This is a genomic window from Candidatus Delongbacteria bacterium (assembly GCA_020634015.1).
In the GTDB taxonomy this organism is placed as follows: Bacteria; CAIWAD01; CAIWAD01; order CAIWAD01; family CAIWAD01; genus JACKCN01.
On record JACKCN010000003.1, the window covers coordinates 12,729 to 30,057 of the forward strand.

13 protein-coding genes and 1 tRNA gene are annotated in these 17,329 nt (G+C 64.5%); 7 read left to right on the top strand and 7 right to left on the bottom strand.

The genetic code is table 11. The features are described from left to right. Positions 1-51 precede the first annotated feature (51 nt). Positions 52-2,502, top strand: coding sequence for a T9SS type A sorting domain-containing protein (locus H6678_06795; protein ID MCB9473500.1), 2,451 nt, complete (start codon positions 52-54; stop codon positions 2,500-2,502). A 767-nt stretch (positions 2,503-3,269) separates the two neighbouring features. On the opposite strand, the gene H6678_06800 is transcribed toward H6678_06795, so the two are convergent. From H6678_06800 to H6678_06815, 4 genes are read right to left on the bottom strand one after another with little or no spacing between them, the layout of a single operon-like run. After that, positions 3,270-3,956, bottom strand: coding sequence for an SOS response-associated peptidase (locus H6678_06800; protein MCB9473501.1), 687 nt, complete (start codon positions 3,954-3,956; stop codon positions 3,270-3,272). Between the two features lie 35 nt (positions 3,957-3,991). After that, positions 3,992-6,478, bottom strand: coding sequence for a UvrD-helicase domain-containing protein (locus tag H6678_06805; GenBank protein ID MCB9473502.1), 2,487 nt, complete (start codon positions 6,476-6,478; stop codon positions 3,992-3,994). Next, a complete protein-coding gene (locus tag H6678_06810) occupies positions 6,475-7,530 on the bottom strand; it encodes a hypothetical protein (protein ID MCB9473503.1) in 1,056 nt (351 codons plus the stop codon). Before H6678_06810 ends, H6678_06805 begins: the two co-directional genes overlap by 4 nt. Then, positions 7,530-9,098, bottom strand: coding sequence for a DEAD/DEAH box helicase (locus H6678_06815; protein ID MCB9473504.1), 1,569 nt, complete (start codon positions 9,096-9,098; stop codon positions 7,530-7,532). The genes H6678_06810 and H6678_06815 overlap by 1 nt, the downstream gene beginning before the upstream one ends. A gap of 408 nt (positions 9,099-9,506) precedes the next feature. Between H6678_06815 and H6678_06820 the strand changes: the two genes are divergently transcribed. The 3 genes from H6678_06820 to H6678_06830 all read left to right on the top strand — a co-directional run bounded on the left by H6678_06820 (position 9,507) and on the right by H6678_06830 (position 12,185). Then, complete coding sequence (locus H6678_06820) at positions 9,507-11,144, top strand: N-6 DNA methylase (GenBank protein ID MCB9473505.1); 1,638 nt, start codon at positions 9,507-9,509, stop codon at positions 11,142-11,144. Beyond that, entirely contained in the window at positions 11,135-12,046 is a 912-nt protein-coding gene (locus H6678_06825) for a DMT family transporter (protein MCB9473506.1), read from the top strand. The genes H6678_06820 and H6678_06825 overlap by 10 nt, the downstream gene beginning before the upstream one ends. Before the next feature lie 55 nt (positions 12,047-12,101). Continuing rightward, positions 12,102-12,185 (top strand) — tRNA-Leu (locus H6678_06830). A gap of 224 nt (positions 12,186-12,409) precedes the next feature. Here H6678_06830 and H6678_06835 read toward each other — a convergent pair. Genes H6678_06835 through proC form a run of 3 tightly spaced genes read right to left on the bottom strand, consistent with a single transcriptional unit; the run spans position 12,410 to position 14,430 of the window. After that, positions 12,410-13,204: an RNA methyltransferase gene (locus H6678_06835; GenBank protein MCB9473507.1), complete on the bottom strand. Its 795-nt coding sequence runs from the start codon at positions 13,202-13,204 to the stop codon at positions 12,410-12,412. 32 nt (positions 13,205-13,236) lie between these two features. Then, on the bottom strand, positions 13,237-13,581 hold the full coding sequence (locus tag H6678_06840; GenBank protein ID MCB9473508.1) for a phosphomannose isomerase type II C-terminal cupin domain: 345 nt from the start codon (positions 13,579-13,581) through the stop codon (positions 13,237-13,239). A gap of 24 nt (positions 13,582-13,605) precedes the next feature. Further along, positions 13,606-14,430 (bottom strand): pyrroline-5-carboxylate reductase, encoded by an 825-nt coding sequence (proC, locus tag H6678_06845; GenBank protein MCB9473509.1) that lies wholly within the window; start codon positions 14,428-14,430, stop codon positions 13,606-13,608. A 232-nt stretch (positions 14,431-14,662) separates the two neighbouring features. Here proC and H6678_06850 point away from each other — a divergent pair, with 232 nt between their 5' ends. The 3 genes from H6678_06850 to H6678_06860 are packed head-to-tail and all read left to right on the top strand — an operon-like array spanning position 14,663 to position 17,274. Next, positions 14,663-15,478, top strand: coding sequence for a class I SAM-dependent methyltransferase (locus tag H6678_06850; GenBank protein MCB9473510.1), 816 nt, complete (start codon positions 14,663-14,665; stop codon positions 15,476-15,478). A 24-nt stretch (positions 15,479-15,502) separates the two neighbouring features. Next, positions 15,503-16,726, top strand: a complete 1,224-nt coding sequence (locus tag H6678_06855; protein MCB9473511.1) for a HAMP domain-containing histidine kinase — start codon at positions 15,503-15,505, stop codon at positions 16,724-16,726. Next, positions 16,723-17,274, top strand: a complete 552-nt coding sequence (locus tag H6678_06860; protein ID MCB9473512.1) for a gamma carbonic anhydrase family protein — start codon at positions 16,723-16,725, stop codon at positions 17,272-17,274. Before H6678_06855 ends, H6678_06860 begins: the two co-directional genes overlap by 4 nt. The last annotated feature ends 55 nt before the right edge of the window (positions 17,275-17,329 follow it).

Consider the following 17,329-nt stretch of genomic DNA (forward strand, 5'->3'; position numbering starts at 1 on the left):
GTTAAACTGGGCGGGTCGTTCCCTGTCACATTCGCCTGACCCGAGGACTCCATGCGACCCTGGATCCTGCTGCTGTGCATCATGACCTCGCTTTGCCGCGCGGCAATTCTTCATGTGCCCGCAGACTATCCCGCCATTCAGCCCGCGATGGACGCCAGCGCCCCCGGCGATACCGTGCTGGTGAACCGTGGAAACTGGACAGGTCTGCTGCAGAGCCCCACCCATTCGCTGCTGCTGTGTTCCAATTACATCTTCACGCAGGATTCAACAGATATCGCCGAGACCATTCTGGATGGAGAGTATGTGGGCACGATCCTGACTGTCCACACGGGCGGGGAAGAGCTGCTCACGGTTCGGGGTCTCACCTTCTGGCGTGGGCAGGGGCACCGGGATTCCAATTCCGGATATCACATTCGTGCTGGCGCCATCCAGATGGTTTCTGAAGTAAGTGCGGTTTTTGAGGACGTGGTATTTGCAGATTGCAGGGCACCTGACCAAGGATCAATTCTATTTCATGGTGTATACAACAGCGCGAACTACTCTACCGGATCTTTAACTCTGAGACGCGTTCACTGCCGGGGCACTCGGGTTGAAACCAACAACGTCTTAGCCCATGCGTTTCAAATTCACGCCACTCAAAGCCGAGTGATCGTGGACGGTTTCTACTGGGATGGTGGGGGTACTGATTGCCCAGTCCTGAAGCAGTTTCACTCTGATATGGACTCCTTGGCTTTGGCAAATGTTCGGATCGTCAACTGTACGGGGAATGCGGAACTGTTATGGTATGGTTTCACCCCGACCAATAACTCATCCATAGGCAACATCTACTCGGAAGGCTGCTATCTGAGTTTCAAAAGGCGTGGCGAAGGAACCGATGGATCAACCATGGTGGTCCGGAACATCGAGATCACTGGATGTGATTCCACTCGAGTGTTGCGGGCCACTCCAAACCTTGGGCCTGTCGTGTTCGACAACATCCATGTGCATCACAACCGGATGATGGACAATCAGACCAGCATGATCTATATCCAATGCCAAGAGGAAAATGGCACTGAACTGCGCAACCTGAGTTTCCACGACAACATCCTGGGCGATAGCACCAGGGCCTCATTCAACCATCCATACCCCCTCATTTCTCTTGTCCGGTGTGACCTGATCGATGCCAGCATCCGCAACAACGCTGTGATTTTGCCCCCAGATCCGGACGTCGGTGATACTCCAGGCAGTTGGACCCTTTACAACGCCATGGTCTGGATGGCCTACGGAAATCGCAGGCTGGAGAATGTGCTCTTCGAGAACAACCGTGTGGACGATCTGGATGTCTACACGGATGTCTGGCCAGAGTATGAGCCTGGTGAAAACGAGGGGCGCGAATTCATGGCCTGGTCGGTGGATACGATGGTCGTTCGAAATCTGACGGTGCGCAACAGCCGAATGGACAATCCCATTCCGGAAGTGAGCGCCAGCGATGGCATTGGGTACTCAGGCCCTGGATTCACTGTATGGTTGAATTCGGACTATCTGGATGCAAGGGGAATTCTGCTGGAGAACTGTGACGATGGAGGAATCTGGTTCGGCAGCCAAGGTCTGATCGAAGGTGCGATTCTTCGAAATGTAAGGCGAACTGCATTCGGCATCGCCGGAAACTTAAGTACAAGAGTCCTGCGGAATGTGCATGTGGAGAATATTGTTGGCGGCGCGAACTGGTTGCCACTCGACCAACGACACTACAGCAAGCAAGCGTTTCTGTGGGCGTGGGGTGAAAGCCAGAATCTGACCCCGACAATCGAGTTGGACAATGTGTCGGTTGTTGGCTGCAGCAACATCCGACACCTGATCAACTTGTGGAATCCGGCCACTTTGATTGTGCGCAACAGCGTGTTTCACGATAACGAGTACGACCAGTGGATTGAGCTCGAAGAACCCACATCCCAATCATGGGAGTACAACATCGTCCAGGAACCCGTACCAGGTATCGGCAACCAAGTCGGAGTCAATCCGCTGTTCGATGAGGAGTTGGGGGCCCCTTGGTTGTCCCCAGCTTCCCCGGCCATCGACGCCGGCCATCCGGACACGGCCTATGATGATATCGAAGACCCCGACAATCCCGGCTTCGCCCGCTGGCCCAGCCAAGGCACCCTGCGCAACGACATCGGCTACACCGGTGGACCGCATGCGGGCACGCTGGATCACCTGATAGCCGTGCGTGCACCGCTCAAGGAACCTCAGGCGCATCCGGGCAGCTTCGAACTGCGGCCGGCGTTCCCCAATCCCTTCAATCCCGTGACCACTCTGGGTTATGTTCTCAACCGCCCTCTGCAGGTGGAGCTGTCCGTGTACAACGTGCTTGGGCAGAAGGTGCGGACACTCGTTTCCGGACTGGAGAGCGCGGGCGAGCACCATGTGCGATGGGATGCCAGTGACTTGGCCAGCGGGGTGTACATCGTGGAGCTTGCCGCAGGTGGGGAAACGCGGGCGCGGAAGATCCTGCTGCTGAAATAGGACGCCCCGCAGTGGCACTGTTTCCTCAGCCCAAAGCGACGCTTTGGGATGTGTCGCCTTCATCGTTCCACACGCTTTCCCACCCAAGCCCCGAACGGGGCATCACACATCCATAGCCCGTGGGGAATCCACGGGCGGGCGTGTGGGAACTCGCGAGGTGCAAGGCGCTTCTGGTCCTCCCTGCCACGGGATGCCCCCATCCCATCACGCCTTCGGCGTGCCTTCCCCCGCAGCGCGAGGGAAGGGATTCTGGCTTCGCCTCGTCAGACATTCACCCACTGCCAAGCCCCGAACGGGGCATCACACATCCATAGCCCGTGGGGAATCCACGGGCGGACGCGGATGAATCGGGTGGCATGGATGTGCGGTGTAACCGGGGCGCCATGCAGTGGGCGCCATGCAGTGGGCGCCATGCAATGGGCGTCATGCAATGGACCCCCGCCTGCGCGGGGGCGACAAAAGTGGGGCCAGCCCCAGAATCCATCCCTCTTCCGCAGCGGTGACGCCGGTGGCGGAACCATCGAGACGGAACGGTTGAGCATTCACGTGGGCCGCCGCGCTTGGCCCGAAGGACCGCATCGCGGGCCAAGTTAGCGCGGCGCGAGGTCTGCTGAGCCTTCTTTTGGACCTACCTTTTCTTCGCGAAGAAAAGGTAGGAGAACGCCCCCCGCGCAGGGGGTCCTTGCCCTGACGAGAGCACAAAATGTATCCTGACACACGAAAACGAGCGTCAGAAGGAGTGAGGAGAGAGTGGGGGGAAGGGGGGATCAGAACAGGGAGGTCTGGCCCCCGACTTGGCGCACCAGATCCGGGCGGTCGTTCTGGACTGCGCCCACGTCGGGACTGACCTCATGGAAGGCGGGCCACTCATCCGGGCAGGGCTGCAGCAGCGGGGTGAGCCGCGCGGGGTCCTGGACACCGGAATCCAGCCAGGAGGACCAGACACCGGGAGCGAGCACGGCGGGCATGCGGTCGTGGATTCCGGCCAGGGTGGGAGTGGCGGGCACGGTGATCACGGTGTAGCTCTCGATCAGCTCGTGTGACGGGTTCAGCCACTGCTCCCAGAGACCGGCCACGGCGAAGGGCAAACCATCTTCCGCATGTATGAAGTACGGGCGGCGCAACCGACCCGCGCGTTTCCATTCGAACCAACCATCCATGGGTACCAGGCAGCGGCGCTGGCGCAGGGCCTGGCGGAAGCTGGGCTTTTCGGCCAGGGTCTCGGCGCGCGCATTGATCAGCTTGGGGCCAACCGAGGCATCCTTGGCCCAGGCGGGAATCAGACCCCAGCGCATCGGCTTCAGGCTGCGGCTGCCGTCCTCGGCCAGGCGGATCACAGCACCGGCCTGGGTGGGTGCCAGATTGTAGCGCGGGGAGAACTCGCTCTGCTGGGCCAGTTCAAAACGCTGCTTGAGGGTCAGCTTGGTGCTGCTCAGGCTGTATCGTCCGCACATGGTTTGGTTTCCGTGGCTTGTGTGCCACCGCATGCTCAATTGAGCAGGGTGGGCATCGTTGGTACTTCCAGACTTTCGCTGACGAAGCGAGACCAGGTCTGGGTGCGGCCGCGCTTGTCCAACTGGCTGCTGGTGATCAGCAGGCTGCGGCGCGGGCGTGTGATGGCCACGTAGAACACGCGGCGCTCCTCTTCCAGCCCCTCATCCTGCGAATTGCGGAAGTCGGGCAGAATGCCCTCCGCAGCGCCCGCGAGGACCACGTGATCGAATTCCATGCCCTTGCTGGCGTGGATGGTCAGGATGGGCACACGGTCTTCGCCCAGCAGATCCACCGCCTTCACCAGACTGCCCTGGCTCAGCAGTTCCTTCAGACTGGCGTCCGGATCCAGCTCCGGACGATCGCCCTGGCGGAGCCAGGCCCGCACACGTGCGGCAATGCGCTCGTCCACGGGATGCCCCTGGGCGACGAAGTCCTGCAGCACATCGTCCAGCAGTTCCGCGGGGCGCAGCGTGCGCGACAGGCGCTGCCAGCGATCCAGACGTGCGGCCAGAGGAGCGAAGTGCGCCGCATGGGCGCGCACCAGATCCTCGCGTTCCTCGCGCGTGCGCTCCAGTTCGGGAATCATCCGGGCCAGCAGCTCCACCGTGCAGGCCACATCATCGGCGGCCCGGTGAGTGGGCGAGTTGCTGAGATTCAGGCGTTCACGCAGCGCGCCCAGGCTGAAGCCTCCCCGCGGAGGAAACACGCGCCGCGCCAGATCCAGGGTGTCGACCCAGGGCGGCGGCGACATCTCAAGGCCGTGCCGCTTCCAGTGATGCAGCAGGAAGCCCAGGTCGAATCCGAAGTTGTGCCCCACCAGCAACAGTCCGCTGAGCTTGCTGGCCAGTTCGTGCAGGGCCTCGGTGGCCGCCACGCCCTGCCGGCCAAGCTCCGCCTCGCTGATGCCGTGCACCGAATCACTGCCGCGCAGGCCGTGTTCCACTTTCAGCAGGCGCTGGAACGTGTCGACACCGAAGCCACCCACCACCATTTCCGCGGCGATCTCGACGATTTCCGAATCGGCCGGATCCAGGCCCGTGGTTTCCAGATCCACCACCGCCAGCATGCCCTCGTGCCAGGTACTCAGCAGGCGGGCAAAGGGGTCACCGCGCTTGAGGCAGTCGGGGTCCAGCAGGTCCGTGACACGCAGGTGGGCGTCGGGCCCCTCGGCCATCAGCGCGAGCAGGGCCTTGCCCAGCGAAGGTGTCATCCGGCCGCTGGCGCGCAGCCAGCGGGCCAGACGCGCCCGGTCGCGTCCATTGACCAGCAGATGCAGGGGAGCCAGCAGGTCACGCACCTCGCGCCGCCGGAAGAAGCGCAGGTCGGCTTCGGTGGCACAGGCGATGCCCGCCTCGTTGAGCGCCTGCTGCAGGGGCGGCGTGAGCCAATGGCTGCGTACCAGCACGGCCGTGCGTGAGCGACTCTCCGGTTCCTGCGAGAAGCGGCGCAGCAGGCGACGGGCGATCTCGGCGGCTTCCTCGCGGGGACTCAGTCCCAGGGCGAGTTCCACCGCCTCGCCCTCTTCCAGCGCTTCCGACGGACTGAGGCTCGTGTGACGGTCGTTCATCCGGCGCGCGCACTGCTCGGCAAGCCTGAGCAACTGCTTCGTGCTGCGGTGATTGAGCGACAGTTTCAACTCGCGCGCCTCGGGCCAGCTGGCGCGAAAGCGCTCCATCAGCTTGTCGGGGTGTGAGCCGCGCCAGCCATAGATCGTCTGGTCCAGATCACCGAAGAGGGCGATGTTGCCGTGGGCGGCGGCCAGCACTTCCAGCACTTCCCACTCGCTCTCGTGCGTGTCCTGGACCTCGTCGACCTGAACCCAGTCGTACTCGCTCTCCCAGCGGGCACGCACCTCGGGCACACAGGCCAGCAGCGCACGCGTGCGATAGACCAGCAGCGAGAAATCGAGGGCGTTGTGTTCACCCAGCGCGGCCAGGTAGGCGGCCAGCAGCTTGCGGTCCGGTGGCGAAAAGCCCGCCAGTGCCGACGCCGGAATCGCTTCGGCGCGCAGGTCCTGCTTGCCCAGGGCGGAGAGTGCCGCGCTCCAGCGGAAGAAGAGCGCTGTGGCCTGACGCTGGGCGTCGCGCTCATCCATCGCGCCGTTCTCGCCGTTGAGACGGACCAGCAGTTCACTGCAATCATCCTCGTCGTAGATCGAGAAATCGCTGCGCAGGCCGGCGTGCTCGGCCTCCTGGCGCAGGAAGCCCGCGCAGAAGGAATGGAAGGTGGTCAGCAGTGGAGCGCCTCGGGACACGTCGCCCGGGGAGGCGGAGTCCAGCGAGGCGATGCGTTCGCGCAGTTCGCGCGCCGCCCGGTTGGTGAAGGTGAGACAGAGACAGCGCCGCGGCTCATGCCCTGCGGAAACTGCGGCCAGAAGGCGCTCGGCCAGCACACGGGTCTTGCCACTGCCCACGGGGGCCAGCACGATCAGTGGTCCGTCGAGCTGTCGGACCACCGCCTGCTGCTCGGCGGTCAGGGTCATGGGTGTCCGGCCTGTTCCACCTGTGTGACCCGTCCGTCCACCAGAATGACCTGGTTGCCGCGCGCATACTCACGGATCACGGTACTGCCCTGGACGATTTCCCGCGACGGAAGGCCCAGCGCTTCGTCCAGCATCTCCACATTCATGCCCTTCCAGACCAGCCCCGCCAGGATCTGCTCGACCAGCGGAGCTTCCCAGCGCTGCAGCAGCCGATAACGGCGCGCAGCCAGGCTGCGTTCCGCATCCAGCGCGGACCAGCGCTGCAGGTCCGCGGCCTGTTCCGGGGGAAACCGGCGTGCGGCGCGTTCGCGGTGACAGAACAGCCTGGCGCCCGTATCCAGTCGATGGAAAGCCAGCCAGTCATCCTGCAGGCCATCGAACTGCAACACGGCGGGCAGCCCATCGGTACCCAAGGCAGGCAGGCTGCCGGGACCCCAGGGTTCGCTGCTGAACTGCAGACTGTCGGGCACGGAGAAGCGCTGACAGAACAGGCTGTCCTGCCAGTCGGGCAACACGCTGCCATGGATCACCTGGATCGGTTCCAGTTTCTGGTGTGTTCCAGGGCGACGATACAGCCTCTCGATCGTATCGGTCTCGGCCAGTTCCCGGTCGCTCAGATCACGCTCCAGACGCCAGCCGTTGAGGGCGCGGGAGGCGGACAGCCGGCATTCCAGCGAGTCCCGGCGCCAGCTGAGCAGCTGGCGTGCCCAGGGGGTGGTCAGCTTGCGCGGGGATTCCACCCGCAGGGTATCGTTCCCATTGAGCAACACGAAACCGCTGCTCTGGTGGGTCAGCAGAGTCAGGCGCGTCCCGGCGGGCAGTTTGAACTTGCGACGGGTATCCAGCTGGCGAAACTTGGTTTTCTTCTCAAGCCGGACGTCGGGAGGAGCCGCTGGCACACAACCGTCGGGAGCCGGGCCGGCATGGATCGCCTCATTCGTCTCGCGAATCTCCGCCTGCAGGGCATACAGTTCGTTCAATGCCCGGGAGGACAGCGCCCCCCAGGCCATCAAGGGCATCAGGACGACCAGCAGCGTGATCTGCGGAACCATCAGCGCGAACCTCCGCCCGACGAGCCGCCGGATGGGCCGCTGCGGCGTGCGCCACCCGAGCGATTGCGCGGTCCGCGCCGCGGGCGGTCGCCACGGGGTCCGTCTTCATCGCGTGAGTCGTCCGAGTCACGGGGTTGCCTGGGGGCCCGGTCGCCGATTTCCTCGAAGCGGATCTTCTCTTCGGGCAGTTGCACGGGCAGATGGAGGATGCGGTGATAGGCTTCGTCCAGCAGCATCGCGATCAGCTCACGGCCATTGTCGCTGTCGGCCAGTTCGTCGGCCAGGGCGCGGAAGCGGGCCAGCTTCTCCTGCATGATGCTGCCGCCATCACGGAACTGCTCTTCCAGTTCCACCGTGAGACGCTCGCTGACACGGGCGGCCACCGCTTCTTCGGTGGGCACCTGCTTTTCCTGCAGCGGGATGTTGTACTTGGCCCGGATCTGCTTCAGCTGGAACACATCCATGTAGGTCGCGAAGGTGATGCTCTTGCCGGTCTTGCCCGCCCGGGCCGTGCGACCCGCGCGGTGCACATAGCTCTCGTGGTCCTGGGGCACATCGTACTGGAAGACGATTTCCAGGTCGCTGATGTCAATGCCGCGGGCCGCCACGTCGGTGGCCACCAGATAGCGCAGCTTGCGCTCGCGGATCATGCCCATGACCTTCTCGCGGGCACGCTGGGTCAGGTCGCCGCTGATCCGGTCGGCGTCGTAGCCGGCGTTCTGCAGGAACTGGTACAGGTATTCCACGTCGCTCTTGCGGTTGCAGAAGATCAGCGCGTTGGCCGGATTCTCCATTTCAAGCACGCGCACCAGGCAGCGGTCCTTGTCCATGGGGGGCACTTCGTACATCTCGTGGCTCATGGACTCCACGTTCAGGCGGTCGCCGGTCAGGCTGAGGAACTCGGGGTGATACAGGAATTCCTTGGCCAGATTGCGCACCGAGCGCGGCATGGTGGCGCTGAACATCATCGTCTGGCGCTTCTGGGGCAGCCAGCGTTTCAGCTTGCGCATGGAAGGGTAGAAACCCATCGAGAGCATCTCGTCGGCTTCGTCCAGGCAGAGGAAACGCAGGTGGCCGATCTTCAGCAGGCCGCGCTCCAGATGGTCGAGCACACGCCCGGGAGTGCCCACCGCGATCTGCACGCCCGCTTCCAGCTCGCGGATCTGCTTGGTGTAGCCCACACCGCCGTAGAGCAGCGTGCAGTGCACATCGCTGTCCGCGGTGAACTTCAGCAGCTCCTCGTAGACCTGGATCGCCAGCTCGCGCGTGGGGGCCAGCACCAGGGCCTGGCAGTCGGTGCTGCCGGGCTTGAGGGATTCCAGAATGGGCAGCAGAAAGGCACCGGTCTTGCCGCTGCCGGTCTTGCTCTGCACGATCAGGTCGCGTCGGTCGCGCAGAATGGGAATGGCCTTGGCCTGCACGGGCATCGGGCTGGGCCAGCCCATCCGGGCCACGGCCTGCTGCATTCTGGGGGACAGATCTTCGAAACGAAAATCGGGACGTTGGGGGCCGGTGGCTTCCATGTCGCTGTTGGGATCGGTGCCACCGGGGGCCTCCGAGGCCTCCAACTGTTGTTCGTCGTGACCCGGGGTGTCGGCGCCTGCGCCGGTCCGGGGTTCCTCGTCCGCGGGGGACGTCGGTACATTATTGTTTGGTTCCATAACCGGCCAGTCTAGCAAAATCCCCCGCCGGGACCATCAAGGCGCCGGTTTCCTCGTGCAGTTGTCGCAGGCAGTGTCCATTGTAACTGACACCGTGCGCGTCTACCTTCGGCCATGTCAGTTCCCCACCACAGCGATTCATCCTCTCTGCGCAAGTGGACCAGAGCTCTGGACCAGGCCTGGCGGCAGGCCTCTGGACGGCAAGCATGGCCGCCCGACGCGTTTCCAACGGGGGCACGTCTGCTGCTGCTTGATGCCCTCGAGCTGGCAGGGGACCCTGCGCCCACCGTGAATCTCCGTGACGAAGAGGCGCGGTTGACCAAACGGTTGCCGGGCACGGGGGGCAGCGGCGAACCGGATGAGAGCCTGAGGACCTGTCGCCAGCTGCTGCAGGCCCGACCGGGCGGGTGGCGGCAATCCGGAGCGATTGGCGAGTTGTACAGCCTGTTGCACCGAGCCGACGGAGCCGGCACTCCTGGCATGCACTACACGCCCCCCCTGGCCACCCGGTTCCTCGTGAGCCGTCTGGCCGACCGGCCCGGCCTGAGCTGGCTGGATCCGGCCTGTGGCTGCGGGGCCTTTCTGGAAGAAATCCAGCGCCAGGATCCGGGCGCGACTCGGGTCGTCGGTGCCGACCTGGACCGCCACGCTCTCGCCCTGGCCCGTCTGATCGGTGACGCCACGCCGGCTGCCACGCCATGGGAGCTGTTTCACTGCAACACACTGGCGCCCCTCGACTCGTTGCCCGACCGTCTGCGAGACGGTGTCGACCGGATCGTGATGAACCCTCCCTACCGCAATGGTGTGGAGGAGGGCGGTCTGGGCCGTGAAGAGCGGCTCACTCTGCGCGAGCGTTTCTTGACGGCGCGCGGACCCTTCGATCTGTACATCCCCTTTGTGGAACGGGCGCTGCAACTGCTGAAACCGGACGGGCGGATGGGTCTGCTGCTGCCCGACAAGTGGCTCGCCGCCTCCTACGGCCAGGCACTGCGCGAGCTGCTGGCCCGGGAGACCAGAATCTCGGAACTGCATCACGCCCCGCGCAGCAGACTGTTCGGAACCGCCGATGTGGAGCCCGTGCTGCTGTTGCTGGAGCGCAGGCGGACACAGGCCCCGGCCCGGGTGGGCAGACTGGATGCGGCCCTGCGGTCCGGCCCGACGCATTCGGTATCACAGAATGAATTCCGCGAGAACGCGAACGCTGGCTGGGGTCCGCTGCTCCATTCCGGTCGTTCCGGCTGGATCCAGACGAATGCACGTCCGCGGCTGGGGGACCGATTCGAGGTGAAGGCTTCGATGACCACGGCCGAGTTCTACTCAGTGCGTGTCGGTGAGCACGCCGCGAACTCCTTGCCTCCCGTTGCCTTGCTGAGCTCGGGTGCCATCGAACCCTGGTACCACGACTGGGGAGTGCGTGCTCAGCGTTTTCGTGGCCAGGATCTGCTGCGCCCCGCGATCGATCCGGGTGAACTGTCCTCCGTGCGCCGGAATCAACTTGCGCGTCCCCGGGTGCTGGTGGCCAACATGAGCCGACGGCTGGAAGCACTGCCCGTCTGCGGCGAGAGCCTGATGGGCGTGGTGAACGTGATCCAGATCTTCTGCGCCGATGAGCAGGAGTGCCTGATGCTGGCGGCCTGGCTCAACAGTGGCCCGCTCAATGACTGGCTGGGGCTGTGGTACGATCCCCTGAGGCTCTCGGGCCAGCTCAGCCTGAACCGGCGGCTGGTGGCCAGTCTGCCCGCTCCGCCCTCCGCTGGGCCCTGTCGCAACCGGCTGCTGGAGTCGGGCATCCGCCTGCGGGAGCTGCACCGGAAACCCCCGGGGCGCAGTGCCGCGTATACGCATGTGGCGCAAGCCGAGCTGGACGCCTGCGTGCGCCAGGAACTGGGCCTGCTCCGGATGTCCTCCGCGCGCCCCACGACACACAGTGCTGGAGTGGAATCATGCCGCTGAACCCCTGGCTTGCCGTGGCGGGAGCCGTGCTCTGCGTGGGCTGGTCGGCAATCTTCATTCGCTGGGCGGGTGAGGCGCACCCTTTCACCATCGCGTTCTGGCGCCTGGCGATCGCCTTCGCGTTCTGGCTGCCCTTCTGGTTTCGCGCCCGGCGCATCGACGCCCGTCCGCTGAGCGTGCGCCAGTCGCGCGCGCGGTTGGCCGCAGGACTGTTTCTGGGCATACATTTCATCCTCTGGATCACGGCCTTTTCCTGGACCACGGTGGCCTCGGCCGTGTTCCTGATGCTGACCCAACCCATTCTGAGCGCGCTGGGAGCGCATCTCTTCCTGGGCGAGCGGCTCAATCGCTGGAACGGGGTGGCCATCGGCCTGACCGTGCTGGGCTCGGGCATCATCTGCTGGGGGGACCTGACGCTGGGGCCCGAGTACCTCTTTGGCGACCTGCTGGCCCTCACCGGAGCGGCGGCCTCAACGGCCTATCTGCTGATGGCCCGCATCGCGCGCCCCGCCCGTCCGGGACAGCAGGCGCTGGCGCTGGGGCGATATCTGGCGCCCGTGTATCTCAGCGCCGGCATTGCCTGTGGGCTGGCGATGCTGCTGGCCGGGGCCTCACCGGGACCTTTCCAGCCCGTGACCATGCTCAGTCTGCTGGCCCTGGGGCTGATTCCCACGGTCATCGGCCACAGCCTGTTCAACTATGCGCTGGGCCATCTGCCATCCTTCAGCGTGAACATTTCGCTGGTGGGCGAACCCCTGATCAGCAGCCTGCTGGCCTGGTGGCTGCTGGCCGAAGCGCCGACCCCCAGCCTGCTGCTGGGCGGGCTGGTGCTGATCTCGGCCATCGGATTCGTGCTGCGCTGGCCGCCCCACAACCCCCTGGCCGTACTGCCCGTGGATTGAGTTCGCCGGCACTGGATTGCTGGAGCAACGGCCGAATGCTAGGTTGGCCCGCCTTGCCGGAGTGGCGGAATTGGTAGACGCGCGAGACTCAAAATCTTGTGGCAGCAATGTCGTGTGGGTTCGAGTCCCACCTCCGGTATGATTCCCACCAGGGTGCATCAGCAATTCTGAGTTCCAGGAGGGCACTCGTGCCCTCCTGGCGCTCCAGGATGCTTGCTCTTTCATTGGATGCGGGACCACCACTGGTAAAAATGCTGCCTGCAGACTCGACCCATGAGTTCCACTGGCTGGCCAAGGTTTCAGACAGCCGCAGCTCAACCTTTCAATCAGCCGCTCTTGCAGAATGCTGTCGGCGCCAACGCCTCACCCTCTGCGCAACAAGCCCGCATAGGCCACCAGGCTGGCGGCCACGGCCACATTCAGCGATTCCACTCCGTTCTTCAGCGGAATCGAGAGGCGGCAGTCGGCCAGCGCGCGCACCTCGCTGCTGATGCCGTCGCTCTCGCTGCCCAGCACGAAGACCTCGCGCGGGCCGGGCGTGTGCTCGAAGAGGCTGGCGCGGGCTTCACCCTCCAGGGAACAGATTCGCACACGCAGTGCCTGCAGCGACTGCAGCGCGGGCAGCAGTTCGCGGCAGCGCAGGATGCGGGTATGGAACACGGCCCCCGCGGAAGCCTTGATCACCAGTGGATTCAGCCCGCTGGTGCCGCGCTCGGGCAGCAGGACTCCGTCCAGTCCGCCGGCGGCCGCGGAACGAATGGCCATGCCCACGTTGGCCGGTGTCGTGATGCCTTCCAGGGCCAGCAGGGCGAAGCGCTTGGGCGGGTTCTGCAGGAAATCTTCCAGAGGCTGGTAGAGGGGCGTGCGCAGGTCGGCGGCCACGCCCTGGTCCTGCTTGGCGTTGCGGCTGATCTGTGAGACGCGCTCGGCGCTCACGATTTCCACGGGCACCTGGCGGGCCGCCGCGGCGGCAAGGATGCGCTCGCGGTTGTCGCCCCGGCCGCCCTTGGCCAGATGCACCTTCACCACTTCCAGACGCGGGTCGGCCAGCGCTTCCAGCACGGCCTGCCGACCGCAGATCACGAAGAGCCGGCGAAAGGATTCCTTGCGGGCGAGGTATTCGGGGCTGTCGTCACGACGGGGGCCGGAGTGTTTCATGGGGCAAGTCTCTGTGGGGGGCGCGGATGGGCTCAGACGCGTCCGAAATCGTCCTCGTAGCGGGTGATGTCATCTTCGCCGAAATAGCTGCCACGCTGGATTTCAATGAAGACCAGATTCTGCTCGGGGTCCGGGTTGAGTACCCGGTGTCGTGCGCCCAGCGGAATGTCCACGGACTGGCCGGGCGCCAGCTCGATCTGCTCGGCGTCCCGCGTGACCACCGCACGGCCGGACACCACGTGCCAGTGCTCGCTGCGTCTGGCATGGCTCTGCAGGCTGAGTCGCTTGCCGGGAAGCACGGTGATGCGTTTCACCTTGTGGTCGCTCTCGTCGGCCAGGATTTTGTAATCGCCCCAGGGGCGCGTATCGGTTTCCATTGTTCACCCAGTATTGCGTGCATGTCAGTCCGTGCGAGTCTCGCCCTTGCTGGCCGCGCTCAGATTGTCCGCCTTGCGCGAGGAGCCCACGATGCCCTTGATCATGGCCGAAGAAAAGCCCTCGTGCTCCATCAGGTTCAGGCCGGCGATGGTACAGCCCATGGGTGTGGTCACCCGGTCGATCTCGCTTTCCGGGTGCGCACCGGGCACCAGCAGCAGGCTGGCGGCGCCGCGCGCGGTCTGGGCCGCCATCGCGATGGCTTCGTCGGCATGGAAGCCAATTTCAATGCCGCCCTGCGAGGCCGCCCGGATCGCCCGCAGGAAAAAGGCCACCCCACAGGCACAGAGGGCCGTCGCCTGACCCATCAATTCTTCCTTGATCACTCGCGTGCTGCCCAGCGAATCGAACAGCGTGCGCACCGGTTCCACGGAATCGCGATCGGGAGCGTCGGCGGCCAGGCAGGTCATCGACTCTCCCAGGGTGATGGCCGTGTTGGGCATGGCCCTCACCACGGGGCGCTCGCCCACCCGGGCCTTGATGGCCGCCACGCTCAGCCCGGTGACCACCGAGACCAGGGTCTGGGTGGGTTGCAGCAGCGGGGCCAGCTCATCCAGCAGCTCGGGGCACTGGGCCGGTTGAACGCAAAGCAGAACCAGGGCCGCGCCTTCAAGTGCCTCGGCCGTGCTCGAGCAGGCCTGGAAACCCAGGGCGGCAATCGCCGTGCGGGCTGTGGTATCGCGGCGGCTGATCCGGATGCGTTCCGCAGGCCACCCTCCCTTGCGGACCAGTCCGCCAGCGATGGCCATTCCGATGTTGCCACCCCCGAGGATGGCCAGATTCGTTCCCATGTGTGTGTCCCGCCCTCAGGCTGTTGGCTGTGTGTGAGCCGCCAATGTCCCTATTCCCCGGCTGGAAGGGAAGCCTGCCCGGACGCGGACACATGGCTGCCGGGCCTGCGGACGCAATTCGTATTATGGGCCCGGCTTCGCACGCCTGCTTGATCCGCTTCCAGCGGACAGGGAGCCGCCCGAATGCCCGATGACACCTCAAGGCGCATGCACTTCCATCAATACTGGACCTATGGAATACGATCCCGTCAAAGACCGGCTGGAAGCCCTGATCACCCGGATGCCTCTGCTCAGACGCCTGCTGTTCCTGGTATTGCGCCAGGTCTTTCTGCGGGAAATGGAGGTGCGGCGCCAGTTGCGCGCGCTGAAGGCTGGCGGCCTGAAACCCGCGCGCATCCTCGATGCGGGAACCGGCTTCGGCCAGTACACCCTCTTCCTGCGCCAGCTCTTTCCCGAGGCCGAAATCCTCTCGGTGGACATCAAGCAGGATTATCTGGACGCGATGGAAGGTTTCTGCCGGGCGGAAGCCATCACCGGGGTGGAGTTCGCCTTTCAGGACCTGCTGGAGCTGGAGGCCGAAGACCGTTATGACCTGATCCTGAATGTGGACGTGATGGAGCACATTCGCGACGATGTGCGAGTCTTCGCCAATTTCCGTCGTGCGCTGCGCCCCGGCGGGGTGCTCGTGCTGCACACGCCCGCCGTGCCGGAGAGCCGGCCCCAGGAGGATGTGGAATTCCGCGAAGGCACCTACAGCGTGGGTGAGCACGTGCGCGAGGGATACAAGCCCTCGATGATGGAAGAACGCCTGGCCCGTGTCGGCTTCGGGCAGGTGAGCCTGAAACCGACCTATGGCTTCTGGGGCGGCATCGCCTGGCGCCTGCTGGTGCGCTGGCCGATGGCGGCGCTCAGTGCCAGTTTTCTGCTGGCACCACTGGTGGCCATCTGGATGCTGCTGGCCTTCATTCCCGCCCGGCTCTGCAACGCGCTGGAGCTGCGGCTGGCCAAGGCCACCGGCGGCTGCATGCTGGTGACGGCCCGACCATGACACACAGCAGGAGGAGTTGAAGGGGTGCGAGCCATGCTGCGCAGCCTGAGAACACGGGGAGCCATCAAGGGACTGCTGTTCCTGCTGGGTGTGCTGCTCGTGATCAGCATCCTGCTGTACGCCAAATCCCTGGTGGACGACCTGAAGGCCCAGGCTCGCCGCGAGATGAGCAGCCGCATCGAGCAATACAGCCTGCTGGTGACCTTTTCCGCCGACCGGGTGCTGGATTTCATTGACACCATCGATTTTCCCCTGGTGGTCACCGACGCCGAAGGCAACCCCAAGTTCTGGAAGAACATCGACTGGGCGGATTCCGCCGACAGCACCAGCATGCGCGAGCTCAAGGAGTTCGTGGTCCGCATGGACCAGACGGGACACGAGCCGATTCCGGTGACCTACGGCGGCCTGACCGATTACTTCCATTACGGCGACTCGGACCTGATTCGCCGTGTGCAGATCTTTCCCGTGGTGGCCATTCTCTCCATTGGCTTCTTCGGACTGCTGGGCTATCTGGGCTTTCGCTACGTGCTCACCATGGAAGAAGGCAACATCTGGGTCGGCATGGCCCGCGAGACGGCCCACCAGCTGGGCACACCGATCAGCTCGCTGATGGGCTGGATCGAGGTGCTGGAGCTGGATCCGGGCATGACCGACGCCCTGGAACAGATGAAACTGGACACGGCCCGGCTGGAGAAGATCGCCTACCGCTTTTCCAAGATCGGCAGCCAGGTGGACCTGAAGCCCGCGGATGTGGAAGCCGTGATCCGCAAGGTCGTGGATTACTTCAGTCACCGCCTGCCCCGCGGTGGGCGCGATGTGTTCCTGGAATGCGAGATCGAGCAGCCCCTGCCGATGGTACTGCTCAACGCATTCCTCTTCGAATGGGTGATCGAGAACCTGATCAAGAACTCGCTGGATTCCATCAGCGCCACCGGGGGGCAGATCCGGATTGACGCACGCGTGGTGCGCCAGGGCACCCGGCTCCAGATCGATGTGTCGGACACGGGCAAGGGAGTCGACCCCGCGCGCCGCGAAGAGATCTTCCGTCCCGGTGTGACATCCAAGAGCCGGGGCTGGGGCCTGGGGCTGAGCCTGGCTCGGCGGATCATCCAGGGGTATCATTCGGGCAGGATCTTCGTGCACGAGACACGACCGGGCAAGGGCATCACCTTCCGCATCCTGCTGAATGTGCCCAGTTCGCCCGTGCTGCCCTCAAGCGAGCCGGACAAGGAAAGGGAGATGACATGACCGTGATGGCTTTCGAGGGCATGGTGCCCCGCATTCCCGCCAGCGTGACGCTGATGCCGGGCTCCGTGGTGGTGGGCGACGTGGAACTGGGCGAGGGTTGCAGCGTCTGGTTCAACACCGTGGTCCGCGGTGACGTGAACTGGATCCGCATCGGCAACAACACCAACATCCAGGACGGTGCCGTCCTGCACGTGACCAATGGCGCGGCACCCCTGCGCATCGGCAATGGCGTGACCATCGGTCATCTGGCCATGCTGCACGGCTGTACGGTCGAGAACCACTGCCTGATCGGAATGCACGCCACCGTGCTGGACGGCGCCATCATCGGCGAGGAGAGTCTGGTGGCGGCCGGTGCGGTGGTGCTTGAGAACACCATCGTGCCTCCGCGCTCGCTGGTGGCTGGCGTGCCGGCCAAGGTCCGCCGCAGCCTCAGCGACGAGGAAGTGGCCAACCTGCACCGCAGCGAGGGCAATTACATCGAATATTGTCGCCGATTCGCCGCGGACAGTGCGATTCTGCCCGGACGTCCCACGGGTGAGGACGACTAGGGGGCGTGGGCAGGCACCGGTTGCAGCAGACGGTCCGCTGGCGCGTCCCGCAGCT